Below are 23,707 nucleotides of genomic sequence, written 5' to 3' on the forward strand. Positions count from 1 at the left end.
AATGCGGGAAAGATGGCACTGGCGAAACCGGCGCCGCCACCCAGACTGGAAGCAGGAATCACCTCTCTCATGGAGACCCATCATGGCAGCCAGAACCCTGCGCACACGTTGGCAGGCCCTCCGCGCCAACACGCATGTCTGCACCGAGTGCAATGTGCTCATCTTCCTGTTGATGGCCGTCGGCGCTGCAATCGTCGGCCTGCACGTGGCCCCCATCGTGTTCGGCCTGCTCGCCATCGTGCTGGGCAGCACCGATGCTTACGAGTGGTGGCACGAGCGCCGGCGTTAGATCGCCAGCATCTGCCCTTGCATAAAGGCCATCAGACGGCCTTGCGGAATCGCCTGCCAGGCCTCGTCGGTCAGCGGGCGCGTAGCAACGATGATCATCCGGTCATCGAGATTGTTGTACTGCGCAAATTCGATTTCGCGTTCGCAGTCGAGCAGGCGCGCGCGGCCGAAGGGCCATGCGCGCTGCACGTAATGCAGCTCGGTGGCGCAACGTGCGAACAGGATCTCGCCGTTGGACAACATGAAATTGAACGTGCCCGCCTGCGCAATGCGGTCTGCCGTCTCGCTGAGCAAGGCGTGCAAGGCCTCATGCGTCGGCGCTTCGGCGCCGAAATGCTGTACGAGCGCATCGCAGATCAGGCAGAAGGCCTGCTCACTATCGGTTTCGCCCGCAGGCTGGAACAACTGCGGCACGGCGAGTTTGTCGCGTTCCAGATTACCGTTGTGCGCGAAAGCCCAGTCACGGCCCCACAGCTGGCGCACGAAGGGATGGCAGTTCTGACGGCTGACGGCCCCCTGGGTGGCCTTGCGGATGTGCACCAGCACGTTGCGCACGGGGCAATGCTCTCGCTGGAAGTGCTCAGCCGCCACGGAAGTCGCCGAGGCGCCCTCGTCGATCAGCAGCTCGCACCCCCGGTCGGTGAAGCAGGCCGCGCCCCAACCGTCAGCGTGTTCGTCAGTCTCGCCACCACGGCGCAGGAAACCCGCCAGCGAGAAATCGAGGCGGGCAGGCTTGAACGAATTCATTCCCAGCAGCTGGCACATGCACGAACAGGGCAGAACGTAGTACAGAAGGATTATCGGGTGTGTTCGCGCGCCGGCACAGCTGGATTTCAGATATGTACTGCATACATGGCGCGCTTACCTCCGATACAACGGACGCCAGCGCGCATTTGTTGACACCGCCTGTCTGCCGGCACACTTCACTGAGCGAGCGCAGGGGCGGTGGTGCCGGGAGGATTGCCAGTCTTGCCAACCTGCCGGCCACGCGCCAGCAGGGTGATCAGGCCGCAACTACCATCGGCGGGCCCCGGTACAGCCAGCGCGGCATTCACGCGAGGGTTATGCCGGCTTGGTGCGGAAGACGCAACTTCCGGTCGAGCCTACCTGACGGGATTGGAGAAAAGCGCTGCGTCGCGGGTATCGAAGGTCTTGAGGCTGTCGGCGTCGATACTGCCAACGGCTTCGACCAGGTCCTTGATGCGGCCAGCGATACGGGAGAGGGCGAGCAGAAGCAGGAACCAGCCCGCGATGTTGCTGGCAACGATCTTGACGACTTCGAGAATGATGCCGACGAGTGCGGAGAGGATGCGGCTGGCGGCGACGAAGAAGTGTGTTTCCTCCGCGTCCTTGTCGACGATGAAGCGAACGTCTTCGAACGCGGCAGCCTGGCTGACGAAGAAGCTGACATCGAAATCACGGCCGAAAGCGAGGATGGCAACATCCGGACTGCTGGCCGGGAAGACGCGCGAGCGCAGGTAGACGCTGCCGCGGTGGACAATCTCGATGGCCTTGAGAACGAATTCGAATGCCCCGCGTGCCCTGGCGGAGATGAAGCGTGCGATGCGCCAGACCTGGTCCTTGATGGCGATGGTGGCTGCTTTGACCAGACGTTTCAGGAAGCCCCACAGACGTTTGAAGCCGTCCCACACTCGGGAGGCGAGCTCGTTGAGCCTGCCAATGATGTCTTCGCTGTCGGCCTTCGAACTGGCAGCGGCGAGGATCTGGTCTTCAACCTCGGCCTCGTTTGCAGCGTCTTCTTCATGCGCGTTGTTGAGGCTGTTGGTCAGGGCGAAAAACTGCGATGAGAACTTCAGCGAGCGGCCGAAGATGAGGAAACCGCCGCTGGGACCGGGAAGATTGGCCTTGGGAAAGCGCTGGCGCAGATCGCTGAGCGCGTCCTGCACCGCATCGACACGCTGCGTGCCTGCTGCGGCGCGCGGCGACGCAGCGAGCCGGTAGTGGGTGTTGTCACCCCCGGCGAGCTTGACGTCGTAGTCGAGCAACCAGAGCTCCACGCGGCCGATGGCGTCGATAAATTTTTGGTTGTCATCGTCAGCAATGAAGTCCGGGCGCGTAGCGAGGGCACGGATCATGGCGTCGTGGCCGAAAAGGAGACGCAGTACAGGCACGCTGAGAACCGGTGCCGGTGCCGCGGCGACGAGGCCCAGCTTTTGCGCCAGGGCGAGGAAGGCTCGCAGAGCTTCGCGGGCAACGGGGTTGCTGACCGGATCGCAGCTTGGCTGGCGTGCGAGGGCTTGCGCGTCGTCCTCCCAGTCCATGAAACCAAGGGTGTAGAGGCGCAGGTAGGCCGCGCGCTGCACGGCGGGAAGGTCGCCGGGATCCTCGTCGATGTCCCAGCCCTCCGGGTCCTGCTCTTCTTCGAAGCTGACGAGTTGTTGCAAGCGCTGTTTGGTGTCGGGTCCCGCCCAACCGTCCGGTTTGAGCCTGGCCTCCGACTGGAAGCGCAGGATCGCGGCGCTGAGTACGGGGGTCAGATCGCCAAGTTTGAGTTCCTTGTCGTCCGTATAGCCGAGGCTGAAAAGGCGCGAGCGCAGGGCACGGATGTAGAGGTCACTGTTGGCGCGGTTGGCGTCGCGCAGGTCCGGTCGGACCACTTGCCAGGGATCCGGCAAGTGGCCCGCGCTCGTGGCCTGATCGAGCAGCGCGGCGAAGTCTTCCTCCCCCTGTGCCCCTTGCACGGCAGCGCCTACCTCTTGACGACGCCGCTGACCGCGGCCTCGATCACCTGGATCAGCGCGTTGCGCTTGGCGTTCGCGCTGTCGAGCAGCTGGGCGTGCGCGGTGAGCTCGGCGGCACTGGCGTTCTTGTCGATGAAGGCCGTGGTGTCACCATCGAGGCGGGAGAGTGTGCTGGCGACAAGCTGGATGTCAGCGCCGTCCACTGTGAGTTGCTTGAGGATGTCGGAGAAGTCGAGTTCCTTGTTGTCTGCAGGTTTTGCATCAATAGTCTTCTTGATGTTGATAGTGCCCTTGTAGGTGGTCACTTCCAGCGAAGTGAGGTCACCGATTGCGGCTTCGATCTTTGCAAACGTTTCCTTGAAGCTGGCCATGTCATTTCTCCCTTGATGAGGTCTTCCTGTAAATCAGATCTTGAATACGGCCTTGGTGCGTGCAAGCCACTCGGTACGATCAGCAAGGCCGACCTTGCCACCGTTGATGGCGATGGTGACCTTGATGATGTTGTCTTCGTCGGCCTTCTCGTTGCAGCCCTTGGACTGCCAGATGAGCGTGGCGACGGCGAGGCTCCATTGCGCACTGATGACTTCGTCCGGCTTGGCCACGAGGTCGGGAGCGGCCGGATCGTGCTTGCGCAGGAGCTGCGTGACGTTGCGATAGCCGTCCTTGCCGGTGAGCTGGATGATGCCGCGTCCGCGGTAGGTGAAGCCGTCGTTGGTGCCGGTATTGCCCATGCGACCGCCGTAGACTTCGTTGGCCAGCTTCTGTTCGTTGTGGGCGTAAGCAGCGGGATCGAGCGGACCGGTGGGCTTGAAGCGCTTTGGCCACACGATGGGCAGGCGCGCGGCGCTGTAGTTGAGCGATTCGAACTGGCCGGTGAGGCCGCCGGACTCGTGCATGATCTGCGCGAGGAAGTGTGCGAGCCGCAGAGGGGTTTCAGAAATGCCGCAACGATCGAGCCAGACCTGGCCATTGGTGAAGGCCTCGCGGTAACTGGAGCGAATGCTTGGCGCAAGCGGTGCAAGCGCAGCGAGCGGAAGCGTGACGGCCATGACATCTCCCCTGACTGGTGTGCCGCGCAGTGCGCGGAGGATTCGTGCCGGGATGCGACGGCAAGACTTCACGACGCCATGCGACATCGCCACCACGAAGGATCCAGATGGTGGCGCCACCGACAATGCAACGCCTCTCTTCAGTCAGCAGTCCCTGCTTCTTTTTCAAGCTACCGCACCAACGTTGCATTGCAAGGCTTTGTCACCCTCGTGCCCGTCAGGGCAGGTAACGCCGCAGGATCAGGAACGTCCTGCGCCACACGCGCACGACATCACTCACCGCTAAGCCAGGCCTCAACCGCCCTGCCCCGACCGCTCAATCCGGGCCTGCTTGCGCAAGGCCTCGCGGCGCTGCCGCTGGCGCCCGGCGCTGGCTGGTGCCAGCGTGCCAAGGGGAATGCCGTCCTGGCTGCGCCGCAGCTGCTCGAACAGCAACAGACCATCTGGCCAGGGACCGTGGCCGGAATCGATATTGAGATGCCCCACGGCGCCGGCATTGACGAGGTGACTACCCCAGCGATCAGCCAGCCAGGCCGCACGCATGAGGCGCATCCACGGGTCGTTGCGACTGGCGATGAGCACACTGGGAAACGGGAAGGGAGTGTCGGGCAACAGACGCTCGACGCCGAAGCGGTCAGGATCGGCAGGTGCGACGAACATGGCGCCGGCAATGCGCTCGGGCACAAGGCTGGCCGCATGCGCTGCGGCGAGGCAGCCGAAGCTGTGCGCAACGATCCAGGCCCGGCCACGTACGCGGTCGAGCTGTTCGCGCACCGCGCCGGCCCAGCGCAACAGGTGAGGCGTCGCGGGATCGTGCTGATCGACCCGCACACAACCGGCAACACGATCCTCGAACCAGGTTTGCCAATGTGCGGGCGGGCTGCCGTGCAGCCCGGGGACGATCAGCACGGTGTCCATCACAGGGTGGCGATGGACACTTCGGTCGATTTGACGAGGGCCACGACTTCGCTGCCGATCTTCAGTTCGAGACTGTCGACCGAGCGCGTGGTGATGACCGAGGTGACGATGCCGGATGCGGTCTGCACATCGATTTCGCTGACCACGTCGCCGCGGATGATCTCCTTGACGACACCGCGGAATTGGTTACGGACGTTGATGGCCTGGATGCTCATGATGTTTCCTTCTCTGGTTTGGGGGTATGGATGAAACGGGAATTCGGACGGAGGGACTCGGACGAAAATATTCGGACGGAGAGACTCGGACGGGAATAACTCAGACGGCCCAGCGGACCTGTTCGACGCTGCGGCGCAGCGACTGGTCGCCAAGCTGTTCGTCGTGCGGATCGCCGATATCGTGCTGTTGGCCGAGCACGCGTTTGAGTACCCGCTCTTCAAGTGCGGCGAAGCGCGCGTCACCACGTTGTCGCGGGCGTGGCAGGTCGATTCGCAAGTCCAGCGTGATGCGGCCTTCGTCGATCAGCACGACGCGGTCGGCGAGCGCGATGGCTTCGCCAACATCATGCGTGACGAGCAGTGCGGTAAAGCCATTCTCGTGCCACAGGTTTTCAATGAGTCCGTGCATCTCGATCCGCGTGAGGGCGTCGAGTGCGCCGAGTGGTTCGTCGAGCAGCAGCAGGCGCGGCTGGTGCACGAGGGCACGGGCCAGCGCCACGCGCTGGCGCTGGCCGCCAGAGAGCCTGGCGGGCCAATCGTGGCGGCGGTCGCGCAGGCCGACCTGGCCCAGCACGTACTCTGCGTTGAGGTACTCCGGCGGTGTCAGGCCAAGTGCCACGTTGTCGACCACGCGCTTCCAGGGCAGCAAGCGTGAGTCCTGGAACATGATGCGCGTGTCGTGGTGGCTGTCTTGCTGCGCGCCGTCGTAGTGGATGCTGCCGGCCTGATGCGACTCCAGACCGGCCACAAGGCGCAGCAGGGTGCTTTTGCCGCAGCCGCTGCGGCCAACTATGGCGACGAATTCGCCGGGAGCGATGTCGAGGCTCACGCCCTTGAGCACTTCGCGTTCGCCATAGCGTTTGACGAGGTCGGAGACCTTGAGCGCAACGCCACGACCACTGGCGGCGACGGCGGCATTTTCCGAGGGGTTGATCTGCATGATGGTCTCTTTCAGGCCGCCGCGTAGTTGGGGTTCCAGCGCAGCCAGAAGCGTTCCAGCGCGCGCGCGATAACATCAGCCAGCTTGCCGAGCAGGGCGTAGAGCAGGATGCCGACCAGCACCACGTCGGTACGCAGGAACTCGCGTGCGTTCATGGTCATGTAGCCGATGCCTTCGGTCGCCGAGATGGTCTCGGAGACGATCAGCAGCACCCACATGAGGCCCAGCGAGAAACGCAGGCCGACGAGGATCGACGCAAGCGCACCGGGCAGGATGACATCGCGATACAGGCGCCAGCCGGTGACGCCATAGCTCTTTGCCATCTCGATGAGCGCGGGGTCTACCGAGCGGATGCCGTGATAGGTGTTGAGGTAGATCGGGAAGAACACACCCAGCGATACGAGGAAGACCTTGGCGGCTTCGTCGATGCCGAACCACAGGATAACCAGCGGGATGAGCGCCAGCGGAGGTACGTTGCGGATCATCTGCAACGTGGTGTCGAGCAGCGTTTCGGCGCGTTTGAAGGTTCCGGTGAGGAGCCCCAGCAGCAGGCCCGCACCACCGCCGATGGCGAGGCCGGTGAGCGCGCGACGCGTGCTGACCAGCACGTGGTGATGCAGCTCGCCAGACTTGAGCAACACCCAGCCCGATTTGAGGATGGCCCAGGGCTCGGGCAGCACGCGGCTGGACAGCCAGCCGAGTTGCGCGGAGAGCTGCCAGATCGTGATCAGCAGCACTGGTACCGCCCAGGGCAGGAGCTGGCGTGCAAAGAATGAAGGTCGATTGCTCATTGCATGTGTCCCGACAAATCTCGGTCATTCCCGCGCAGGCGGGAATCCAGTGGCGTTTGTCGCGCGATGAAAGTCGCTGGATTCCCGCGTTCGCGGGAATGACGACGTAGGGGCCTGTGTCGCATAGCCTCAGCTCGCCGATGTCTTGGGTTCGAAGCTCTTCGGTACGAAGTGGTTGGCCACCACCTCACCAAAGGGTCCGGACAGCTTCTGCCCCGGCAGCGCATCGGGCGCGCCGTGCTCCAGCGGCAGAAGCGGGAAGACCAGTTCGGCAAAGCGATAGGCTTCTTCCAGATGCGGGTAGCCCGACAGCACGAAAGCATCTGCCCCGGCCTCCTGGTATTCGCGCAGCTTGTTGGCGACCTGCTGCGGGTTGCCGACGATGGCTGTGCCCGCACCACCTCGCACAAGGCCAACACCGGCCCACAGGTGCGGGCTGATCTCCAGCGCTTCGCGGCTGCGACCACCACCACCCTGCTTGTGCAGCGCGGCCATGCGGCGTTGGCCTTCGGAATCCATCTTCGCAAAGGCGGCTTGCGCGCGCGCCACCGTCTCGTCGTCCAGGCGGCTGATGAGCTTGTCGGCAGCGGCCCAGGCTTCTTCTTCGGTCTCGCGCACGATGACGTGCAGGCGTACGCCGAACTTGATCGTGCGGCCACGCTTTGCGGCGCGAGCCTTCACGTCGTCAAACTTCTTCTTCACTTCCTCGGGCGGCTCGCCCCAGGAGAGATAGGTCTCGACATGCTCGGCCGCGAGGTCGTGCGCCGCGTCGGACGAGCCGCCGAACCACACTGGCGGATGCGGTGTCTGGATGGGCGGGTAAAGCAGCTTGGCGCCCTTGACGAAGAGGTGCTTGCCCTCGAAATCGTAGGCTTCCGAGTCGTGACTGCGTGCCACGATTTCACACCAGATGCGGATGAACTCTTCGGATGCCTCGTAACGCTCGGCGTGCGAGGTGATGACGCCGTCACCAGCGAGTTCGTTGGGGTCGCCGCCCGTCACGAGATTGATCAGCAGGCGTCCGCCGGAGAGGCGGTCGAAAGTGGCTGCCATGCGCGCGGCAAGACTCGGCTGATGCAGGCCGGGACGCAGGGCCACGAGGAAGCGCAGGTTCTTCGTCGCACCGATCAGGCTGGACGTCACCACCCACGGGTCTTCGCAGGAGCGGCCGGTGGGCGTGAGCACGCCGTAGTAGCCGAGCTGGTCGGCAGCCTGGGCGATCTGCCGCAGATAGTCGTAGCCAACTTCACGGGCACCATCGCTGGTGCCGAGGTAGCGGCTGTCGCCATGCGTGGGGAGGAACCAGAGTACTTTCATGTTGCGCGTCCTTGAGTTTTTCTGTCGTGCTGCAAGCCCGCCGGGCTGTGGCGCGGCTGGCTGTGGGGCGGCGAATGTCGATACGGCTCAGCGCTTGAGCAGCGCGTCGCGCACCTTGATCGGTGCCGGGATCAGCTTCACATCGAGGAAGGTGTCGGCGATCTGTTGCTGCGAGGTCAGCGCTTCTTCGGTGATCGGGTAGAACGAATGCTCGTAGCGCGACAGCGACAGCTCCAGTACGTCTGCCGGCAGTCCTTGCTGCGGCGACAGTTGCGCAGCGGCAGCCTTGTGATTCTTCGCGATGAACTGACCCTGCTTGTTGGCTTCTTCGAGCACGACCTTCAGCACGTCGGCACGCTTGGTGGCGAACTCGCGCTCGGCGAGGAAGAACTGGTAGTTCTTGACCACGCCCTTGCCATTGGCGAGCACGCGCGCGCCGATCTGCTTTTCAGCGGCGGCGGTGAAGGGATCCCAGATCACCCAGGCGTCGATCGAGCCCTTCTCGAAGGCAGCACGTGCATCAGCCGGCGTGAGGAAGTTGACCGTCACGTCGCTGTACTTGAGGCCGTTCTTCTCCAGCACCTTGACGAGGAAGTAATGGACGTTGGAGCCCTTGTTGAGGGCAACGCGCTTGCCCTTGAGCTCGGCAATGGACTTGATCGGCGAGTCCTTGGGCACGAGCACGGCTTCAGCGGCGCCGGCCTCACCTTCGAAACCGACATACACGAAGTTGGCGCCGGCAGCCTGCGCGACGATGGGGGGCGCTTCGCCGACGAAACCGAAGTCGATGGAGCCGACGTTAAGCCCTTCGAGCAGCTGCGGACCGGCAGGGAACTCGACCCACTTCACATCAACACCCTGCGGCGCGAGACGCTTTTCGAGCTCACCACTACCCTTGAGCAGCACGAGGGTGGCGGCTGATTTCTGGAAGCCGATACGCAACAGCTTGGGGTTGAAGTCGGCGTGTGCAATCAGCGGTGTGGCAAGCGCAAGGCTCAGCAGTGCGCCGAACAGACTACGGCGCTTGGCGGAAATCAGTTTCATTCTTGTGCTCCAGTCTTTCTGTATCGGGGTGGGGATGCGAAAAGTTGCTATGCGCTGTAGCGCACAGCAGAGAACGGGACGGGAACGGCCCTGGCATCGCGCTGTAGCAGGGCTTCGCGCTCGGCACGCTGCAGGTGTTCGACGAGCGTCCGCACGGCGGCGTCAAGGCGTTCGTCAATGGCCGGGTCAATCTGCAGATGCGCCGTTTCGGCATTCCACTGCAGCTGGCTATCGATGGCGAAGACACCGGGAATCACATCACGCGCGCCGAGTGCGGCAAGCACGGGGCGCAACGAGTAGTCGAGTGCCAGGGTGTGCGCCGGGCTGCCGCCGGTAGCGAGGGGCAGGATCACGCGATTGGCGAAGCCGGTCTGCGGCAGCAGGTCGAGAAAGGCCTTGAGCACACCGCTGTATGCCGCCTTGTAGACCGGCGACGACAGCACGATGGCGTTGGCCGCGGCGACCTGCGCTACAGCATCGAGCAGCACCGGGTCATTGAAGTTTGCGTGCAGCAAGGCCTCGGCCGGCAGCTCGCGCACCGACAGGTACTGCGTGGCAATGCCGCGCTGCTCGACGCGTTCGCGAACAACGTTGAGCAGACGCGCACTGCGCGATTCTGCCGAGGGACTGCCGGAGATGAAAAGTATGCTCATGGAGTGCTTGGCCTGTCTGGATTGCCGCCACTCTAGAGCTCGTCATGACAACGCAGAACGAAGAAATCCTGCGTTGGTTATGCCGCGCCGCCCGCTTAGCTCATGTGAGCTTTCCTGATTTGCTTAGTCCCCGCAAAGGAATAAGCGCCTGCAAAATGCTTCGTTTGCGGTGCGGCATCGACTCGCTAGTCTCGCGTCATCCACTGGACACGTTGCAGAAGGGAGGCCGTGATGAATGCCTTGATCGTTGGCGCGGACCGCATCGAACCCATCCGCCAGGAGCTGGAGCGCCAGGCCGACACGCTGGGCATTCACCGCTGCCTGCACTGGTCCGGGCGCACGGTTGGCGACACGCGCCGCCAGGTGCCTGACAACACGCGTCTCATCGTGGTGATCTGTGACCGTCTCAACCACCAGCTGCTCAACAGCGTGCGCAAGCAGGCAGGCAAGCTGGGCGTGCCGGTGATCTATGCACGCCACTCGCTGATCGAAGTGCGCAGCAAGCTGCGGATGCTTGTCACACCAGCCTGAACGAAAATGCCCGCCCCCCGATCGGGGAAGCGAGCCAGAATACGATGAGGGCCGCCGAAGCAGCCCTCTTTTGGAGCAAAGAAGGTAAGACTTACTTGACCGCGTAGATCTGATCGAAGGTACCGCCGTCCGCGAAGTGTGTCGCTTGCGCCTTTTGCCAGCCACCGAAGACCTTGTCGATGGTCACCAGCTTGACCGGTGCGAAAGTCTTCTCGTACTTCTTGGCCACAGCCGGATCAATCGGGCGGTAGTAGTTCTGTGCAGCAATCTCCTGACCTTGCGGCGAGTAGAGGTACTCCAGGTAAGCCTGCGCCTGCTTGCGGGTACCGCGGCGGTCCACCACCTTGTCGACGATGGTTACGGGCGGCTCGGCGAGGATGGATTGCGAAGGCACGACGATGTCGAACTTGTCCGGACCCAGCTCCCTCACGGCGAGGTAGGCCTCGTTCTCCCAGGCCAGCAACACGTCACCAATGCCGCGCTCGACGAAGGTCGTCGTCGCACCACGGGCGCCGGAGTCCAGCACCTTCACGTTACCGTAGATGGCCTTCACGAAGTCTTTGGCCTTGGCATCGTTACCACCCGGCTGTGCCAGGGCATAGGCCCAGGCGGCAAGGTAATTCCAGCGTGCGCCGCCGGACGTCTTGGGGTTGGGAGTGATCACACCGATACCGGGTTTGACCAGATCGTTCCAGTCCTTGATCGCCTTGGGGTTGCCCTTGCGCACGAGGAAGACGATGGTCGAGGTATAGGGCGACGCATTGTGCGGCAAGCGCTTCTGCCAGTCGGCGGGAATCAGCTTGCCGATGCTGCTGAGTTCGTCAATATCGTAGGCCAGTGCGAGGGTTGCAACGTCAGCATCCAGACCGTCAATGACGGCACGCGCCTGCTTGCCCGAACCGCCGTGCGATTGCTTGATCGTGACGGTCTCGCCGGTCTTTGCATTCCACTGCGCGGCAAAGGCCTTGTTGAAGTCTTCGTAGAGCTCACGCGTCGGGTCGTACGACACATTGAGCAGGGTGACCTGGGCAAAAGCCGCCGAAGCGCCAAAGGCCACGAGGCTGGCCAGTACGGCACGACGGATGTTCTTGAAATGCATGGTGCGTCCTCACTGTGTGAATGGTTTGCCCCGCAGGGCATGGAACGCACTTTATGAGGACCGGCTTGTGAACAAAACCAAGAATTTCTGCGTTGCTTATCTCGAAAGCCCGCTTCCGGCGGATGGGGCGATCAAAGCCTGTAACTGCCGACAAAACGCTGCATGGAGCCGGCCAGTGCATCGAGCTGGCGGGCCGAGTCTGCACTGCCCGAAGCCGCTGCCGTGCACTCCTCGGCCATTTGGGCGATGCGCTCGACCGCGCGCGCCTTTTCAATGATCGGGGGAAGTGTGGCAAACAATGCTTCAGCTCGTGCTTTGTCCGCCTGCAGTAACATCCGATCCTCATCGTTGAGCGCCCACTTTTCGTATTCATTGAAGCGTGCCGCGAGAGGAGACTTCGCCTCTTCAGTCTTCCGGATTTCCCCGTCCATATCATTGAACGAAGCGCTGATCAGGCTACGAACTCCCAGCATGATGCGCAGCGTGTCCGCCTCTGCATCGCTCAAGGCCTTCACACTTGGCAGAGTCTTCTCAAACGCCTCTCCGAGTGCGTCGTCCAGTGCAGAAGCCGCCAGCCAGCCCAGCAAAACGACAAGCACCAACGCCCCCGTTGCCACTGACGCCAGCACCACGAGACGCTGGGAAATCGTAGGTGTCGACATATCCCTCCTCCAAGGCATAGATCCTAATTTCAGGAATAGCTGCCCCATCAACGATTACTTTATGCCCCCCTCCCCGCTCCCTTGTCATATAGTCGTACGGACAGAGTGCGCTGCTTGTGCACCAGCGCTGGCGTCAGCGTTCCTCATTCGTAGTACAGACAAGGAGATTCCAATGCATAAATGCCTGCCTTTTATTGTGCTTCTCTCAGCTTTCGCAGGATCGGCACATGCCAGAACAGAGTCGCCCGATACGGCAACTACCGCGATCGCTGCACAAGACATGGAGCTGGAACGGAATACTGATGGCAAAGGCTTCGGGCCGCAGTCGCCGCGCGACCTTGGCAAAAAGAAGGGGGAGAATCAACGCATATTCTCGCCAGCGCCGGCGTACCAGAAAATGAACTTGTGCAACATTCACTTTCACACCAATGCCGAGCACAAAGGCGGCGAGTTCACTACCTTTGCCGGGTACGGCGACGGCCACGGCGGACACACCGGGTTTCGGTATAACGGAAAACTCAGCGCCGCCGAAGCGAAACCCCTCAGCGAAGAAGTCTGCAAAAGCGAACATGGCGGACTGCAGGCAGGAGACACCATCGAACTCCACTACGTGCACAGCACCGCCATGGTGGCTCCAGGCCCGACTTTAAACTCCTGTCTGAGCGAAACAGACATCAACCCACAACTCCGCGTTGAAGCACAAGTCATGGTCTTGGTGAACGACTCCAAGGCGATCAACTTCAATCGACTGGCGGAAGTCGGCCAGGTCAATGGCTTCCATCAGGCGCTCAATATCCCGAAGTCGACCGGAAGGCCGATTCAGTACGCCGGGTCAACCACCGGGCCGGCATACAACGAGAAAGGTTCGCCGCTGCAAGTGTCCTGGAGTGTTCGCCCCCGAGTTCTGAAAGTGAGTGCCGAATCGGTTGGCAAGTGGTGCAGTGACAATGTTTTCAAAGAGGATCATGCGCACGGCGTCCGCAACCTGGTTCGCAATACCAAGCTGCTCTCCCCCATGAAGTAGCCCTCGCACAATTGCGTCGCAACAACCCGAAGGAGAAAGGGGCGCAAGCCCCTTTCTCATTTGCAAGCCGGCCACTGCACCGATTACGCCGCGATTCAGTCCGCGTCACGCCGGCTCGCTCCCGATTCAGCTTCGCAGGGCATGGATGCACGCAATGGGGCGCCCTTGTGACCAAACCCAAGAACTTCTGCGTTGCTTCCTTCTACAGCCGGTAGCCACTCACGAAGCGCTGCATGGCACCAGCCAGTGCATCGAGCTGGCGTGCTGAATCGGCACTGCCAGACGCCGCAGAGGTGCACTCTTCGGCCATCTGTGCAATGCGCTCCACCTGCTGGGCAATATTGGTCATGGCCGAAGACTGCTCGGCAATGGCCTCGGCGATCTCGCCAACCACGCCAACGGCAGTGTGGCTGTCGCGACCGATATGGGCAATCGCTTCGCTGGCCTCACCGGCACGTTCGACGCCACGACTGACACGTTCGACGGTCTGGTCCATCACGCCCACAGCGTCCTGCGCGCTGCTGCGCACGGCCTCGACGAGGCTGGTGATGTCTTGCGTGGACTTGGCGGTGCGTTCGGCGAGCTTGCGCACTTCGTCGGCCACAACGGCAAAGCCGCGGCCCTGCTCTCCGGCGCGCGCGGCCTCGATGGCCGCATTGAGGGCCAGCAGGTTGGTCTGATCTGCTACTTCGCGAATCACCGAGACCATGCTCGAGATGTTATTGCTCTGTTCGCCCAGCTTGCGGATGGCGCCCGACGTGTCGGCCACTGTGGTCGCGATGCTGTTGATGTCGGTCACCGTCTGCTCGATGGTGTGCGCACCCGCCTCGGCCACCTTGCCCGATTCTCGCGAGATGCGGTTGGCGTCGGTTGCGCGATCATTGACGTGCGCAATGCTGACGGTCATCTGCTCGACGGCCGCGGCCATCTGCGAGGCCGACGAGCTCTGCTGCTCAGCCGCGCTGGCCACTTCGGACGCCGTGCGCGCGAGTTCGCCGGAGGCCTGCGAGACCTTGCCGGCGTTCAGCGCCACGTCTTTCATGCCGCTGTGCAGGCTGTCGACGAGGCTGTTGAAGGCCTTGGCAATGGTGCCGATCTCGTCGTGCTGCAGGATGGGCGCTCGCAACGAGAGATCCTTATCGCGCTGCATGCGCAGCACGATGTCGCTGAACGACGCGACAGAGCGCCGAATGCTCTGTTGCGTCCACAGCGTCACGCCGACGATCACACCCAGGCCCAGCGCCGCGGCGATCAGGCTGATCCAGACTTCGACGGTAACGACGCGTTGGGCTTCTGCCTGTTCAACCTTGGCGAGTTTCGCGTTGTACGCGCGATGCGCTTCAAGCGCCTCCATGGCCGCCGCTGCAGGGGGCCGCATGGTGCGGTCAGCCAACTCGGTTGCGTTGGCGCGCTCGAAGACGCGCGCTTTTTCGATGATGGGCGGCAAAGTCGCGACAAACGCGGCGATCGTTGTGCGGTCGGCGCCAAGCAGGCGCTTGTCCTCTTCATCCGAAATGAGCTTCTCGTAGGCATCGAGCTGCTTCTCGAGATCGCGTCTGGCCGCTTCGAGACGCTGCACGCTGTTCTCGATCTCGTTGACCGGCGCGCTGATGAGGGTGCGCACGCTAAGCATCAGACGCATCAGATTGAGTTGGACAGACGCCAGAGTCTCGACGCTTGGCATCGTGTTGTCATTGGCGTGATCAATCGTGCTGGACAATCGCGAAACAGCCGCAAAGCCCAGACAGGAGACGAGTAGCAGCGCCACGACCGCTGCGGCCGCCATGGCAAAAATCCTTTGCGTGATGTTGAGCTGCATGGGGCTCTCCGGTAGACGTGCTGACTCCGGGGTTAACGGCCGCTGTTGTCCGACCTTGAGGCCGATAAGCCCCTGCGGCGGCGCTCGCCTTCCGTATTGCCTGACAAAACAACGGGGTCAGTGCGCCTCGTCCCAGCTCGCGCCAGCGCCAGCCTCCACCAGCAGCGGCACTTTCAGCTCGGCCACGCCGCCCATGATCTGCGGCAACTCAGCCTTGACCCGTTCGAGTTCGGCGTCGGGCACTTCAAGGATCAGTTCGTCATGCACCTGCAGCAGCAGCTTGCTTTGCAGGCCGGAGCCACGGAGCCAGTCGGCCGTGGCACGCATGGCGAGCTTGACGATGTCGGCCGCCGTGCCCTGCATGGGCGCGTTGATTGCCGCACGTTCGGCGCCCTGGCGGCGGCCGACGTTGGACGACTTGATTTCGGGCAGGTAGAGGCGACGACCGAAGACGGTTTCGACGTAGGCCTTTTCGCGCGCCAGGGCGCGCGTCTCTTCCATGTAACGCGCCACACCGGGATAGCGCGCGAAGTAGCGGTCAATGTAGAGCTGGGCGGCGCTGCGCTCGACGTCGATCTGCTTGGCGAGGCCAAAGGCGCTCATGCCGTAGATGAGGCCGAAGTTGATGGCCTTGGCGTAGCGGCGCTGGTCTGACGTGACTTCCGGCACGGGCACGCCGAACACTTCGGCAGCGGTGGCACGGTGCACGTCTTCACCACGTGCGAAGGCGCCGAGCAAACCTTCGTCGCCGGAGAGGTGGGCCATGATGCGCAGCTCGATCTGCGAGTAGTCGGCCGAGACGATGTGGTGCCCGCGCGGCGCGATGAAGGCGGCGCGGATGCGGCGGCCGTCTTCGGTGCGTACGGGGATGTTCTGCAGGTTGGGCTCGGTGCTGGCCAGACGACCGGTGATCGCACCCGTCTGCGAGAAGCTGGTGTGCACGCGCCCGGTCTGCGGATTGACCATGCGCGGCAGCTTGTCGGTGTAGGTGTTCTTGAGCTTGGCCAGCCCCCGGTGCTCGAGGATCACGCGCGGCAAGGGGTAATCGAGCGCGAGTTGTGCGAGCACCTCTTCGTCGGTGCTCGGCGCGCCGCTGGGCGTCTTCTTGAGCACGGGTAGACGGTCGCGCTCGAACAGCAGTTCCTGGATCTGCTTGGGGCTGCCGAGGTTGAAGGGCTGGCCGGCAATCTCGTAGGCCTCGCGTTCGAGGTCCATCATGCGACGGCCGAGTTCATCGCTCTGCTGCGCGAGCAGGAAGCTGTCGATCAGCACACCGTTGCGCTCCATCTGCCACAGCACGTCGAGCACGGGCATCTCGATGTCGCGATAGACGCGCATCAGGCCGGCTTCCGGTTCCAGCTTCGGCAGCAGCACGTTGTGCACCTGCAGGGTCACGTCGGCATCCTCGGCGGAGTATTCCGCAGCGCGACCGACTTCAACTTCGGCAAAGCTGATCTGCTTGGCCCCCTTGCCCGTGAGGTCGGTGTAGGACAGCACGTTGAGCCCGAGGTGGCGATTGCACAGCGATTCAAGGTCGTGGTTGCGGTCGCTCTCCCACGCGGCCGACTGCAGCAGGGTGTCGTGCGCGATGCCATTGAGCGTGATGCCATGGTTGGCGAGCACGTGCTTGTCGTACTTGAGGTTCTGCCCGACCTTGGCGTGCGCAGCCGATTCCAGCCAGGGCTTGAGCTTTGCGAGCACTTCATCCAGCGGTAACTGGTCGGGCGCACCGGCATAGCGGTGGCCGACCGGCACGTAGCAGGCCTCGCCCGGCGTCACTGCGAACGAGAGCCCGACGATCCGCGCCTGCATGCTGTCGAGGCTGTCGGTCTCGGTGTCGAAGGCGGTCAGCGTGGCTGCGTTGATCTTCGCCAGCCAGGTGTCGAACGTCGCCCAGTCCAGCACACAGGCATAGTTGGCGCGCGCTGCGGCGTTGTCGCTCAAGCCCCTCTCCTCCTGGGAGAGGGGTTGGGGTGAGGGCTCGCCTGGACTCTTTGTGCGCGCTGCTGCGCTCGGCTGTCCCTCACCCCCGGCCCCTCTCCCGCCGGGAGAGGGGTGGCCTGATTCAAGCTCGCGCAGCCAGCCACGGAATTCGTAGCGACGGAACTGCTCCAGCAGCGCCTCGCGATCCGCATCACGCCAGGTCAGCGCCTCCAGCGGCTCGGCGAGCGTGACGTCGGTCGCAATGGTGACCAGCCTGCGACCCAGCGGCAGGAAGTCGAGGGCGCGGCGCAGATTCTCGCCAACCACGCCCTTGATGTTCGCCGCATTGGCGACGACGTTGTCGAGCGAGCCGTATTCGGCAATCCACTTCGCGGCCGTCTTGGGGCCGCACTTCTCGACGCCCGGCACGTTGTCGACGGTGTCGCCCATCAGGGTGAGGTAGTCGATGATGCGATCGGGCGGCACGCCGAACTTGGCCAGCACGCCGGCCTCGTCCAGCGTTTCGTTGCTCATGGTGTTGATCAGCGTGACCTGCGCGTTGACGAGCTGGGCCATGTCCTTGTCGCCGGTCGAGATCAGCACCTCGAAGCCTTGTTCCGAGGCGATGCGCGCCAGCGTACCGATCACGTCGTCGGCCTCAACACCTTCCTGCACGATCATCGGCCAACCCATGGCCTTGACGCAGATGTGGATCGGCTCGATCTGCGCCGCAAGGTCTTCGGGCATGGGCGGGCGCTGCGCCTTGTAGGCCGGGTACCAGTCATCGCGAAAGGTCTTGCCCTTGGCGTCAAACACGCAGGCAGCGTGCGTCGCGCCGACGCTCTCACGCAAGGTGCGCAGCATCGACAGCACGCCGCGCAGCGCCCCCGTGGGTTCGCCGGCCTTGTTGCGCAGGTCGGGCAGCGCGTGGAAGGCGCGGTAGAGATAGCTGGAGCCGTCGACGAGCAGGAGCTTGGGCATGGCGGAAGACCGGGCAGAGAAAGCGCGCATTATCCGGGATTCGCTGCCCGCCCGCCTGCACCCAGCCGTGCTAAGTTCCGTCCTGCACGCCTGCGCTGCAGGCGGCCAGAACGCCACAACCGCCAAGGATCGCGCCATGTCAGCCAAGGACAAACTGCCCCCCTTCACCGCCCCGTCGCTTTCCGCCGAGACCCGCCTCGCCCGCGAATCCTGGCGCATCCTGGGCATCATGTCCGAGTTCGTCGAAGCCACCGAACGCCTGCAGGCCATCAAGCCCGCCGTGAGCATCTTCGGTTCGGCCCGCACACCGGTCGATCACCCCTACTACGCGCTCACCGAGCGCATCGCCCGCCTGCTCTCCGACCACGGTTTCTCGGTCATCTCGGGCGGCGGCCCCGGCATCATGGAAGCCGCCAACAAGGGCGCCTTCGCGGGCAAGGGCCTGTCGGTCGGCCTCAACATCCAGCTGCCGCATGAACAGAGCGGCAACCCGTATCAGGACGTGTCGCAGACCTTCCGCCACTTTTTCCCGCGCAAGGTGATGTTCGTGCGCTTCGCCGCCGCCTACGTGGTGATGCCCGGCGGCTTCGGCACGCTCGACGAACTGTCGGAAGCGCTGACGCTGATCCAGACCAAGAAGGGCCGCCAGATCCCCGTCATCCTCGTCTGCAGCCAGTTCTGGGCCGGCCTTGTCGACTGGTTCAAGACCACGCTGGTCAACGAGAAGATGATCAACGCCAAGGACCTCGACCTCATCCAGATCATCGACGAGCCCGAAGAAATCGTCGCCGCCATCTTCAAGCACTACGAAAGCCGTGGCTTCGAGCCGCTGCCCGAAGAGCATGAAGCGATGCTGAACCTGTGAGGCACCTGCCATGCGCAAACTGATCGCCATCGCCCTCATTGCCGCCGGCACCGCCGGCCTCGCCTGGGGCAGCTTCAGCTACACCAAGGAAAAACACGACGTGAAGCTAGGCCCGCTGGAGTTCTCGGTACAGGAGAAGGAGACCGTCAACGTCCCCGTCTGGGCCGGCGTCGCAGCGATTGCGGCAGGTGTGGTGTTGCTGGTGGTGGGAGGAAAGAAATGATGAAGCGGATCTTCGCCATGCTGTGCATGGCGGCACTCGGCGCTTGCAGCACACAGTCCTGGTACGCCGGCACTCAAGCCAGTGCCGAACAACGCTGCCGCCAGCAACCCGGCGATGGGGCGCAGCGTTGCCTCGACAATCTGAAAAAGCAGCCCTATCCGGAGTACGAGAAGGAACGACGCGGCGACAAGCCGTCCAGTTGAAAGCGGGGAAACGGATGACTTTGGTCTGGATCGTCGTCGCAGGCGTGGTGCTGGTCTTTGTCGCGCAGGGCTGGACACAGCTTGAGCTGGCCCGCCTGCGGCGCACAGGCCAATACCCGCAAAAGGGTCAGGCCACGCTGGAGGACGTCAGACGTCTGAAAAGCGCTGGGCTCAGCGTCTGGGCAATCCGCTGCTATCGCGAACTGCATAGGTGTTCGCTGCGTCAGGCCAAAGAAGCAGTGCAGTCGCTCCACTAGTCCCTGTCTTGTCCATGAACCAATCGCTTGGTCTGGTCTCGTTGCTCGTGCGCGATTACGACGAAGCATTGACGTTCTTCGTCGACAAACTGGGCTTTGTTGTCGTGGAAGACACCCTCGTGCCCGAGCAGGACAAGCGCTGGGTCGTCATCAAACCGTAGGGCGAATCCGGCGCCTGTCTGTTGCTGGCGCGCGCCTCGAATGCCGAACAGCTTGCAGCCCTTGGCAACCAGACGGGTGGCAGGGTCTTCCTGTTTCTCTATACCGACAATTTCTGGCGCGACTACGACCGCTTCAAAACCCACGGCATCGATTTTGTCCGGCCGCCACAAGAGCAGGCGCACGGACTCGTAGCAGTCTTTCGAGACCTCTACGGCAACCAATGGGATCTGATCCAGCCAAGCGTGCACAACCGTAGCTGGCCACACTGAACGTCAAAACGATCCAGCCCGAAGTGCAGGATCCGGAAGCAGGCGAGCGAGCGGCCCGGTGGCAAGGCGGCTCGCGCAGACAGTACGCAAGTACGGCGAGCAAGCCAACGCGGCCAGCGGGTTGCGCAGCCGCGTGATTCCGGATTCAGGGAATGGAGTGAGCGGCGTGTACTACTGCACGCGAACCAGAGGGCCTCGCCGCCGTCGCCGGAAGCGTGCCGCCGCTCACAAGACACCTACGGCAAGCCACGCCGAAACTTGAACGGGCGCCGCAGCGCCCGTTTTGTCATGTGTCAAACAGTTCTCAGCCCTGGCGCTGATGCATGACCTGGTGCGGCGCCGGAATCGGCCAGCCGGACTCGCCACCGACCGCCATGATGGTCTTGTTGGTGTCGAAGTACACCTGCCAGTAATCCTTGTTGTGGCAGTAGGGGCGCACTACCAGTTTCGTCCCGGCCGCATTGAACTCGAGGATTTCCACATCGGGCGCAGGGCTTTGCACGACGTTGGCAATCTGCGCAACGCGACTCTTCAATGCGGCCATTGCGGCATGCACATCAACACCATGCGCGAGTTGCGCAGTGAGGTCGACGCGGCGGAAATCGTTGGTGCTGTAGTTGACGATGTTGTCGGCAAACAGCTTGTTGTTGCCCACCACGGTGCGCACATTGTCTGGCTGGTCGATGGTGGTGGCGAACATGCCGATCTCGGTGACCGTGCCGGTGATGCCCGCCGCCGTGATGAAATCACCCACGCGAATCGGCCGCAGCAGGATGAGGAACACGCCTGCCGCAAAGTTGGCGAGCAGACCCGACCAGGCCATGCCGATGGCCACGCCCGCCGCCGCGATCAGCGCGGCGAACGATGCCGTCTCGATGCCGAACAGGCTCAGCAGGGCAATCACCAGCAGCACGCGCAGGGTCACGCCGATGGCCGATTCGAGGTATTCGATCAGGGTCGAATCAATGCCACGCGCCGCCATGCCACGCCGCGACAGGGCCTTGACGACCTTGATGACCCAGCCGCCCACGATCCACAGGACGATGGCACCCGCCAGTCGCGTACCGAAAGGCACAATGTTCTGCAGCAGGATGTGGTTGAGATCGTTCACCCAGTTTTCCATCGCACTCTCCATTTGGTTATTGCGGCGTAGTGCCGCCTTGCCGCAAAGCTTATCGCATCTGCATTGCACTGCAATGTGACGATTTGTGGATCAGGCCGGCGCCAGCTCGCCCGCCTCGACCAGCGACTTGATCAGCCGCTCGGGCGTGACGATCTGCAGGCGCTCGCGATACATCGGGCGGCGGTTCAGCGCGAGCAGCATCTTGTCGCGCGTGATCAGGAGCTGCGCGTCACCCTCCCAGGCCAGCTGCAGGAACTTCTGGTCGTCACGGTCCTTGCAGCGCGGCAGCGCGGTCGCGGCAGCCATCTGCTCTTCCGTGGGGTCGGGCAGGCATTCCGAAGCCGCGCGCACCGCGGCCAGCACCTCGACCTGCTTCTCGGGCGCGATGCCGAACTGGCGATAGGCCAGCACCCGCTCCAGTTCGATGAGACATTCGCTGCGCGTCAGCAGCACCGCCTCGCGCGCGCGCAGCCAGCCCAGCAACGACAGCAGCTTGGGGTCGCAGAAATGCCAGAAGGCCATGACGACGTTGGTGTCGAGGACGACGCGCAGCGGGGTGCCCGCAGGGGGCACGGTGATGACAGAACTCATCGTGGCGGCGCGCCGTTCCCAGCCTCGTCCCCTACCAGGTTGGGCACGTTCGTCGTAAGTCGACACCCCTCGGGCGTTTCCGTCAGGTAGACGGTGTCACCCACAGTCAGCTGCAAGCCCTCAAGCAGCTCTGGCGGCAGGATCAATGCAGCGGAGTCATCGAACTCAACGATCTGTGTGGTAGCCATGTTGTCCCCCGGAAAGATCAGCAAGTGTAGCTGCGTCGTCATTCCCGCGACGGCGCAGCTTTACGGTCATTTCAGTTTATGGCGACTCAAATTGGAAACTGGCTGAACGTGGCTCAGGCGCAGCAGTTCCCTCCCCCTCGGGGGAGGGTGCCCCGTCAGGGGCGGGAGAGGGGAAATGTCGCGCGCCCCACAAACCGCCCATGCCCGGATGCGTACGATCCCAGCGCTCCCGGCGCTCCGCGCCACCCTCTCCTCAAGGAGAGGGCACGGCAAATCGGCCCCAGCTTGCCCTTGCCACACATTCCACGCCCCCTATTTTCCGCGCTGAACTATGCCGGACTGCAGTGCGCGCAAGCGGAAATCCAGCAACTCGCTCAGCCCAGCACCCGCACCGGCATGCCCACTGCAATCTCGCCCGCGTTGAGCGCAACGAGATTGGTACCAAAGAGCACGCCACTGGGCGACTTGCGCATCTTCGCCAGCGTGCGCAGCGGCTCCTGGTCGCTCGACTTTTCAGCCGTGTCGGGGTCGACCGTCGTAAACACGCAGCGCTCGCAAGGCTTCTCGACCGAGAACTCCACGTCGCCAATCGCCAACCGCGTCCAGCCATCCTCGGCCCAGGGCGCAGCGCCCGACACCACGAGGTTGGGGCGGAAGCGCGTCATAGCCATGCTGCGGCCGACCTCTGCGTCCAGCGCGGCGAGCGAATCGGTGCTGGTGAGCAGGATGGGATAGCTGTCGGCAAAGGCCACGGGCAGCTCGGGGCGGCGCTTGATGCGGCGTGAGGTTTCATCGCCGATGTAGAGCAGACGCGCCGGGCGACCGAGGAACTGCGTGAGCCAGGCATCTGCATCCACGCTGCCCGCCCAGGCCGTGAAGTCGGTGCCGTGTATCCAGGCGGGCGCGGCTTCCTGCATGGCTGCGCAGGGCACGGTCAGTGTCGGCATGTCTGGCGCCGAGAGCTCCACCTGCGTGTCGCTGGCTTCGGCACGCAGCAGCACGAGGCGCGGTTCATCACGGCCGGTAATCATGCGGCCAGCCGGATCAGCCGCCATCCAGCGCCGGTCGAGGGCGATGCCAAGCGGGCCGATGGGCGCGGAGGTGAGCGCTTCGGCGCGGCAGGATTTGAGGGGGTAGCGGTAGAGGGCGGTGAGCTGAACGGACATCAGTCGCGCAATTCAATGAGGCGCTCACCACTCTCGAACGCCAACCTCACGTCATCCCAGACTTGTTCGATACGACGGATCAGCGCGGCGTTCGACGTATTGCCCACGCGCAACCACAACACTGCAGGCCCCGCCGCATCGCGCATGGCGCGCGCCGGGAAGTCTTCATCCTTGGTGACGATGATGGCCTGCAATCGGGCCGCCTCCTGCCAGATCAGCAGGTCCGGAACGTGCGCAGAAAACAGATCAAAGACATGCTGCGCTTCGCAGCCCTGCTGACGGAACCAGCGCGCCAGCGCAGGCGGCAGTTGTGCATCCACCAGAAAGCGCATCAGGCAGCCAGCGTGACGGGGTGGTCTACCTGCTGTGAGGCGTACTCGAGTGCGGCCGTGATGTCTCCGTCTTCGAGATAGGGGTAGTCAGCGAGGATCAGGTCACGGCTGGTGCCTGCTGCGAGGAGGTCGAGCACATCCTTGACGCGTACTCGCGTGCCGCGCAGGCAGGGGCGTCCGCCGCACACTTTGAGGTCAGCAGTAATCCGGTGCAGTTCGCTCATGGTTTCCTCCTTCTGCAAGACGCAGCGCCTTCGATGTCTCATTGTGGCGGCCGCTCTGCTACGAGACAAGTCGCGTAGGTTGGGCTGAATGCAATGAAGCCCAACAGTTATGTGTTGAAGCGTTGGGCTTCCTTCGTCAGCCCACCCT

General features: G+C 63.2%; 28 protein-coding genes and 1 pseudogene. 8 read left to right on the forward strand and 21 right to left on the reverse strand.

The features are described from left to right. The first annotated feature begins 82 nt into the window (after positions 1 to 82). Positions 83 to 289: a hypothetical protein gene (locus tag ABEA02_RS09325; RefSeq protein WP_345532637.1), complete on the forward strand. Its 207-nt coding sequence runs from the start codon at positions 83 to 85 to the stop codon at positions 287 to 289. Here the strand turns inward: ABEA02_RS09325 and ABEA02_RS09330 are convergent. The 11 genes from ABEA02_RS09330 to ssuE form a co-directional block, all read right to left on the reverse strand. Beyond that, positions 286 to 1,053 carry a class II glutamine amidotransferase gene (locus tag ABEA02_RS09330; RefSeq protein WP_345532638.1) on the reverse strand — a complete coding sequence of 256 codons (768 nt, stop codon included), beginning with the start codon at positions 1,051 to 1,053 and terminating at the stop codon, positions 286 to 288. The two genes, ABEA02_RS09325 and ABEA02_RS09330, sit on opposite strands and share 4 nt — an antisense overlap. Before the next feature lie 338 nt (positions 1,054 to 1,391). Then, complete coding sequence (locus ABEA02_RS09335) at positions 1,392 to 2,990, reverse strand: peptidoglycan-binding domain-containing protein (protein WP_345532639.1); 1,599 nt, start codon at positions 2,988 to 2,990, stop codon at positions 1,392 to 1,394. 8 nt (positions 2,991 to 2,998) lie between these two features. Then, on the reverse strand, positions 2,999 to 3,361 hold the full coding sequence (locus tag ABEA02_RS09340) for a hypothetical protein (RefSeq protein ID WP_345532640.1): 363 nt from the start codon (positions 3,359 to 3,361) through the stop codon (positions 2,999 to 3,001). A gap of 33 nt (positions 3,362 to 3,394) precedes the next feature. Beyond that, on the reverse strand, positions 3,395 to 4,039 hold the full coding sequence (locus ABEA02_RS09345; RefSeq protein ID WP_345532641.1) for a glycoside hydrolase family 19 protein: 645 nt from the start codon (positions 4,037 to 4,039) through the stop codon (positions 3,395 to 3,397). A 294-nt stretch (positions 4,040 to 4,333) separates the two neighbouring features. Further along, the gene (locus tag ABEA02_RS09350; RefSeq protein ID WP_345532642.1) at positions 4,334 to 4,957 is read right to left on the reverse strand and encodes an RBBP9/YdeN family alpha/beta hydrolase; all 624 of its coding nucleotides are present in this window, start codon (positions 4,955 to 4,957) and stop codon (positions 4,334 to 4,336) included. After that, positions 4,957 to 5,172, reverse strand: coding sequence for a TOBE domain-containing protein (locus ABEA02_RS09355; RefSeq protein ID WP_345532643.1), 216 nt, complete (start codon positions 5,170 to 5,172; stop codon positions 4,957 to 4,959). Before ABEA02_RS09355 ends, ABEA02_RS09350 begins: the two co-directional genes overlap by 1 nt. Positions 5,173 to 5,272: 100 nt before the next feature. Continuing rightward, positions 5,273 to 6,112 carry an ATP-binding cassette domain-containing protein gene (locus tag ABEA02_RS09360; protein ID WP_345532644.1) on the reverse strand — a complete coding sequence of 280 codons (840 nt, stop codon included), beginning with the start codon at positions 6,110 to 6,112 and terminating at the stop codon, positions 5,273 to 5,275. Between the two features lie 11 nt (positions 6,113 to 6,123). Continuing rightward, complete coding sequence (gene ssuC, locus ABEA02_RS09365; RefSeq protein ID WP_345532645.1) at positions 6,124 to 6,903, reverse strand: aliphatic sulfonate ABC transporter permease SsuC; 780 nt, start codon at positions 6,901 to 6,903, stop codon at positions 6,124 to 6,126. Between the two features lie 129 nt (positions 6,904 to 7,032). Then, entirely contained in the window at positions 7,033 to 8,220 is a 1,188-nt protein-coding gene (ssuD, locus tag ABEA02_RS09370) for an FMNH2-dependent alkanesulfonate monooxygenase (protein WP_345532646.1), read from the reverse strand. Between the two features lie 87 nt (positions 8,221 to 8,307). After that, entirely contained in the window at positions 8,308 to 9,264 is a 957-nt protein-coding gene (locus ABEA02_RS09375) for a sulfonate ABC transporter substrate-binding protein (protein WP_345532647.1), read from the reverse strand. A gap of 47 nt (positions 9,265 to 9,311) precedes the next feature. Next, entirely contained in the window at positions 9,312 to 9,917 is a 606-nt protein-coding gene (gene ssuE / locus ABEA02_RS09380; RefSeq protein ID WP_345532648.1) for an NADPH-dependent FMN reductase, read from the reverse strand. A 231-nt stretch (positions 9,918 to 10,148) separates the two neighbouring features. Here ssuE and ABEA02_RS09385 point away from each other — a divergent pair, with 231 nt between their 5' ends. Further along, a complete protein-coding gene (locus ABEA02_RS09385) occupies positions 10,149 to 10,448 on the forward strand; it encodes a DUF2325 domain-containing protein (protein ID WP_345532650.1) in 300 nt (99 codons plus the stop codon). Between the two features lie 91 nt (positions 10,449 to 10,539). Here ABEA02_RS09385 and ABEA02_RS09390 read toward each other — a convergent pair whose 3' ends face one another. Together ABEA02_RS09390 and ABEA02_RS09395 are read right to left on the reverse strand one after the other, a co-directional pair. Further along, positions 10,540 to 11,547, reverse strand: coding sequence for a sulfate ABC transporter substrate-binding protein (locus tag ABEA02_RS09390; RefSeq protein WP_345532651.1), 1,008 nt, complete (start codon positions 11,545 to 11,547; stop codon positions 10,540 to 10,542). Between the two features lie 131 nt (positions 11,548 to 11,678). After that, positions 11,679 to 12,209 carry an MCP four helix bundle domain-containing protein gene (locus ABEA02_RS09395; RefSeq protein ID WP_345532652.1) on the reverse strand — a complete coding sequence of 177 codons (531 nt, stop codon included), beginning with the start codon at positions 12,207 to 12,209 and terminating at the stop codon, positions 11,679 to 11,681. A 172-nt stretch (positions 12,210 to 12,381) separates the two neighbouring features. On the opposite strand from ABEA02_RS09395, the gene ABEA02_RS09400 reads away from it, so the two are divergent. Next, on the forward strand, positions 12,382 to 13,233 hold the full coding sequence (locus tag ABEA02_RS09400) for a delta-class carbonic anhydrase (RefSeq protein WP_345532653.1): 852 nt from the start codon (positions 12,382 to 12,384) through the stop codon (positions 13,231 to 13,233). Between the two features lie 202 nt (positions 13,234 to 13,435). Here the strand turns inward: ABEA02_RS09400 and ABEA02_RS09405 are convergent, their stop codons facing one another. Together ABEA02_RS09405 and polA are read right to left on the reverse strand one after the other, a co-directional pair. Next, complete coding sequence (locus ABEA02_RS09405) at positions 13,436 to 15,052, reverse strand: methyl-accepting chemotaxis protein (protein WP_345532654.1); 1,617 nt, start codon at positions 15,050 to 15,052, stop codon at positions 13,436 to 13,438. Between the two features lie 117 nt (positions 15,053 to 15,169). Then, positions 15,170 to 17,956, reverse strand: coding sequence for a DNA polymerase I (gene polA, locus ABEA02_RS09410; RefSeq protein WP_345532655.1), 2,787 nt, complete (start codon positions 17,954 to 17,956; stop codon positions 15,170 to 15,172). A 136-nt stretch (positions 17,957 to 18,092) separates the two neighbouring features. On the opposite strand from polA, the gene ABEA02_RS09415 reads away from it, so the two are divergent. The 5 genes and pseudogenes from ABEA02_RS09415 (at position 18,093) to ABEA02_RS09435 (ending at position 19,935) form a co-directional block, all read left to right on the forward strand. After that, entirely contained in the window at positions 18,093 to 18,821 is a 729-nt protein-coding gene (locus ABEA02_RS09415) for an LOG family protein (protein WP_345533626.1), read from the forward strand. A gap of 10 nt (positions 18,822 to 18,831) precedes the next feature. Further along, entirely contained in the window at positions 18,832 to 19,044 is a 213-nt protein-coding gene (locus ABEA02_RS09420) for a hypothetical protein (RefSeq protein ID WP_345532656.1), read from the forward strand. Next, positions 19,041 to 19,247 carry a hypothetical protein gene (locus ABEA02_RS09425; RefSeq protein ID WP_345532657.1) on the forward strand — a complete coding sequence of 69 codons (207 nt, stop codon included), beginning with the start codon at positions 19,041 to 19,043 and terminating at the stop codon, positions 19,245 to 19,247. Before ABEA02_RS09420 ends, ABEA02_RS09425 begins: the two co-directional genes overlap by 4 nt. 14 nt (positions 19,248 to 19,261) lie before the next feature. Next, complete coding sequence (locus tag ABEA02_RS09430; protein WP_345532658.1) at positions 19,262 to 19,504, forward strand: hypothetical protein; 243 nt, start codon at positions 19,262 to 19,264, stop codon at positions 19,502 to 19,504. A gap of 14 nt (positions 19,505 to 19,518) precedes the next feature. Then, positions 19,519 to 19,935: pseudogene (locus ABEA02_RS09435) on the forward strand (VOC family protein). A 304-nt stretch (positions 19,936 to 20,239) separates the two neighbouring features. Here ABEA02_RS09435 and ABEA02_RS09440 read toward each other — a convergent pair. The 6 genes from ABEA02_RS09440 to ABEA02_RS09465 form a co-directional block, all read right to left on the reverse strand. Next, complete coding sequence (locus ABEA02_RS09440; RefSeq protein ID WP_345532659.1) at positions 20,240 to 21,058, reverse strand: mechanosensitive ion channel family protein; 819 nt, start codon at positions 21,056 to 21,058, stop codon at positions 20,240 to 20,242. Between the two features lie 90 nt (positions 21,059 to 21,148). Further along, the gene (locus tag ABEA02_RS09445) at positions 21,149 to 21,649 is read right to left on the reverse strand and encodes a putative toxin-antitoxin system toxin component, PIN family (protein ID WP_345532661.1); all 501 of its coding nucleotides are present in this window, start codon (positions 21,647 to 21,649) and stop codon (positions 21,149 to 21,151) included. After that, positions 21,646 to 21,837 carry an AbrB/MazE/SpoVT family DNA-binding domain-containing protein gene (locus ABEA02_RS09450; protein WP_345532662.1) on the reverse strand — a complete coding sequence of 64 codons (192 nt, stop codon included), beginning with the start codon at positions 21,835 to 21,837 and terminating at the stop codon, positions 21,646 to 21,648. Before ABEA02_RS09450 ends, ABEA02_RS09445 begins: the two co-directional genes overlap by 4 nt. Positions 21,838 to 22,211: 374 nt before the next feature. After that, complete coding sequence (locus tag ABEA02_RS09455) at positions 22,212 to 23,003, reverse strand: MOSC domain-containing protein (RefSeq protein WP_345532663.1); 792 nt, start codon at positions 23,001 to 23,003, stop codon at positions 22,212 to 22,214. Beyond that, on the reverse strand, positions 23,003 to 23,335 hold the full coding sequence (locus ABEA02_RS09460; protein WP_345532664.1) for a DUF5615 family PIN-like protein: 333 nt from the start codon (positions 23,333 to 23,335) through the stop codon (positions 23,003 to 23,005). The genes ABEA02_RS09455 and ABEA02_RS09460 overlap by 1 nt, the downstream gene beginning before the upstream one ends. Beyond that, the gene (locus ABEA02_RS09465) at positions 23,335 to 23,559 is read right to left on the reverse strand and encodes a DUF433 domain-containing protein (RefSeq protein ID WP_345532665.1); all 225 of its coding nucleotides are present in this window, start codon (positions 23,557 to 23,559) and stop codon (positions 23,335 to 23,337) included. The genes ABEA02_RS09460 and ABEA02_RS09465 overlap by 1 nt, the downstream gene beginning before the upstream one ends. Between the last annotated feature and the right edge of the window lie 148 nt (positions 23,560 to 23,707).

This window comes from Viridibacterium curvum (assembly GCF_039544165.1).
GTDB classification, from domain to species: Bacteria; Pseudomonadota; Gammaproteobacteria; order Burkholderiales; family Rhodocyclaceae; genus Viridibacterium; species Viridibacterium curvum.

Bases quoted from the DNA above. Each gene is read 5' to 3' on its own strand.
- ABEA02_RS09445 (WP_345532661.1), bottom strand. From the start codon at position 21,649: ATGAGTTCTGTCATCACCGTGCCCCCTGCGGGCACCCCGCTGCGCGTC.
- ABEA02_RS09425 (WP_345532657.1), top strand. From the start codon at position 19,041: ATGATGAAGCGGATCTTCGCCATGCTGTGCATGGCGGCACTCGGCGCT.
- ABEA02_RS09360 (WP_345532644.1), bottom strand. From the start codon at position 6,112: ATGCAGATCAACCCCTCGGAAAATGCCGCCGTCGCCGCCAGTGGTCGT.
- ABEA02_RS09325 (WP_345532637.1), top strand. From the start codon at position 83: ATGGCAGCCAGAACCCTGCGCACACGTTGGCAGGCCCTCCGCGCCAAC.
- ABEA02_RS09390 (WP_345532651.1), bottom strand. From the start codon at position 11,547: ATGCATTTCAAGAACATCCGTCGTGCCGTACTGGCCAGCCTCGTGGCC.
- ABEA02_RS09385 (WP_345532650.1), top strand. From the start codon at position 10,149: ATGAATGCCTTGATCGTTGGCGCGGACCGCATCGAACCCATCCGCCAG.
- ssuC (WP_345532645.1), bottom strand. From the start codon at position 6,903: ATGAGCAATCGACCTTCATTCTTTGCACGCCAGCTCCTGCCCTGGGCG.
- ABEA02_RS09350 (WP_345532642.1), bottom strand. From the start codon at position 4,957: ATGGACACCGTGCTGATCGTCCCCGGGCTGCACGGCAGCCCGCCCGCA.
- ABEA02_RS09405 (WP_345532654.1), bottom strand. From the start codon at position 15,052: ATGCAGCTCAACATCACGCAAAGGATTTTTGCCATGGCGGCCGCAGCG.
- ABEA02_RS09455 (WP_345532663.1), bottom strand. From the start codon at position 23,003: ATGTCCGTTCAGCTCACCGCCCTCTACCGCTACCCCCTCAAATCCTGC.
- ABEA02_RS09400 (WP_345532653.1), top strand. From the start codon at position 12,382: ATGCATAAATGCCTGCCTTTTATTGTGCTTCTCTCAGCTTTCGCAGGA.
- ABEA02_RS09465 (WP_345532665.1), bottom strand. From the start codon at position 23,559: ATGAGCGAACTGCACCGGATTACTGCTGACCTCAAAGTGTGCGGCGGA.
- ABEA02_RS09415 (WP_345533626.1), top strand. From the start codon at position 18,093: ATGTCAGCCAAGGACAAACTGCCCCCCTTCACCGCCCCGTCGCTTTCC.
- ABEA02_RS09420 (WP_345532656.1), top strand. From the start codon at position 18,832: ATGCGCAAACTGATCGCCATCGCCCTCATTGCCGCCGGCACCGCCGGC.
- ABEA02_RS09450 (WP_345532662.1), bottom strand. From the start codon at position 21,837: ATGGCTACCACACAGATCGTTGAGTTCGATGACTCCGCTGCATTGATC.
- ABEA02_RS09395 (WP_345532652.1), bottom strand. From the start codon at position 12,209: ATGTCGACACCTACGATTTCCCAGCGTCTCGTGGTGCTGGCGTCAGTG.
- ABEA02_RS09355 (WP_345532643.1), bottom strand. From the start codon at position 5,172: ATGAGCATCCAGGCCATCAACGTCCGTAACCAATTCCGCGGTGTCGTC.
- polA (WP_345532655.1), bottom strand. From the start codon at position 17,956: ATGCCCAAGCTCCTGCTCGTCGACGGCTCCAGCTATCTCTACCGCGCC.
- ABEA02_RS09330 (WP_345532638.1), bottom strand. From the start codon at position 1,053: ATGTGCCAGCTGCTGGGAATGAATTCGTTCAAGCCTGCCCGCCTCGAT.
- ssuD (WP_345532646.1), bottom strand. From the start codon at position 8,220: ATGAAAGTACTCTGGTTCCTCCCCACGCATGGCGACAGCCGCTACCTC.
- ABEA02_RS09430 (WP_345532658.1), top strand. From the start codon at position 19,262: ATGACTTTGGTCTGGATCGTCGTCGCAGGCGTGGTGCTGGTCTTTGTC.
- ABEA02_RS09440 (WP_345532659.1), bottom strand. From the start codon at position 21,058: ATGGAAAACTGGGTGAACGATCTCAACCACATCCTGCTGCAGAACATT.
- ABEA02_RS09460 (WP_345532664.1), bottom strand. From the start codon at position 23,335: ATGCGCTTTCTGGTGGATGCACAACTGCCGCCTGCGCTGGCGCGCTGG.
- ABEA02_RS09375 (WP_345532647.1), bottom strand. From the start codon at position 9,264: ATGAAACTGATTTCCGCCAAGCGCCGTAGTCTGTTCGGCGCACTGCTG.
- ABEA02_RS09340 (WP_345532640.1), bottom strand. From the start codon at position 3,361: ATGGCCAGCTTCAAGGAAACGTTTGCAAAGATCGAAGCCGCAATCGGT.
- ssuE (WP_345532648.1), bottom strand. From the start codon at position 9,917: ATGAGCATACTTTTCATCTCCGGCAGTCCCTCGGCAGAATCGCGCAGT.
- ABEA02_RS09345 (WP_345532641.1), bottom strand. From the start codon at position 4,039: ATGGCCGTCACGCTTCCGCTCGCTGCGCTTGCACCGCTTGCGCCAAGC.